The following is a 1,127-nucleotide window of genomic DNA, read 5'->3' as shown; positions in this document are numbered from 1 at the left end:
CTGCAAGTTCTTACCAATAACAAATCATTAATTTTTTGCTCATTGGCTTGAGGTAAAATATCTTGTAAATATTTATATAGTTTTTGGTTGAATTGTTTTTTTCCGTATTGCTTGTCCACAGAAGATATCAAATATTCATATAAATCATCTTTAAAATTACGAAAATTTTTCGCTTGTCCGCCATATTTTATGAACTGTTGGGCAGATTCATGATATGTATTCCCATGTTCAACTTTACCAATAAAATGTTTTAATGTGGTGTATAACTCACTGTCAGTTAACAATGTAGGATTATCTATAGGGCGCAAGATTCTATCGGCTTCGGCAGTTGAGGTGTTTTTCAACATCTGAATTCGCCGCACTTTATAAGTTACATATTGTGATAAATCAATTTCAAATTTTTTTTGTACCTGTGATTGAAAATGTCTAACAGTTTCTTTTTGTTCAATAGTAGAGTTGTCGTTCATTAAACAATGTTCATACAGATAAGGATAACGACGAATTAAGGTCATCAGTGGCTGATTATCTTGCCTCTTAGTTACAGGATGAGTCTCATTTACTACTTGAGTAAATCTCTGTAAAATTAAATACTGTTCGCTGCTGACAAACTGTTTGATTAATTCCCGTAAACGAGTGATTTCGCGGCAACGTAAATTGTTAATTTTATAAGTAGGAGGTATAGCATTAAATAAACTTATCAAATCTGCAATTGCACTATGTATCAGGGGGTTCATGTGCCAGTAGTTGATGAGAATATGGCAACACCGATTCAGGAAAAACTGAAATTCTTCAGATGCGTTCTTAGATGCGGTAATTTTGTCTAAAATTGAGATAATTTCTGGTTCAGGATAATTCGCTCTTTCAATAAATAATGCCCGGAATCTGTCCAATATTTGGTTGGGAGATTCTTTTCGCACTAGGTTTACTAAGTGTTGATAGATTAACTGTTCTTCATGGTAACAGTCATGATAATGGTGAGCATAGTCTAATTTTCGGTCAATTAGTTTCGCCGAATGTTCTTGGGGAAATGTTTTGTCTGAGTTAATATCAATTCTGTTTCTCACTTTTCATTACCTACAACCTGGAATAAGTATATTTTTTATACGTTTTATTATAAATATTAACAG

1 protein-coding gene is annotated in these 1,127 nt (G+C 32.7%); it reads right to left on the bottom strand.

Going from position 1 to position 1,127, the window contains the following annotated elements; translation table 11 throughout:
• On the bottom strand, positions 1 to 1,064 hold a 1,064-nt coding region (locus tag IQ228_RS26215; RefSeq protein WP_193965034.1), incomplete at its 3' end, for a hypothetical protein.
• Positions 1,065 to 1,127 lie beyond the last annotated feature (63 nt).

This window comes from Dolichospermum sp. LEGE 00246 (assembly GCF_015207865.1).
GTDB lineage: Bacteria > Cyanobacteriota > Cyanobacteriia > Cyanobacteriales > Nostocaceae > Dolichospermum > Dolichospermum heterosporum.
The sequence above is the reverse complement of the archived record's forward strand: the minus strand, read 5'-3'. Positions and strand labels throughout refer to the sequence as shown.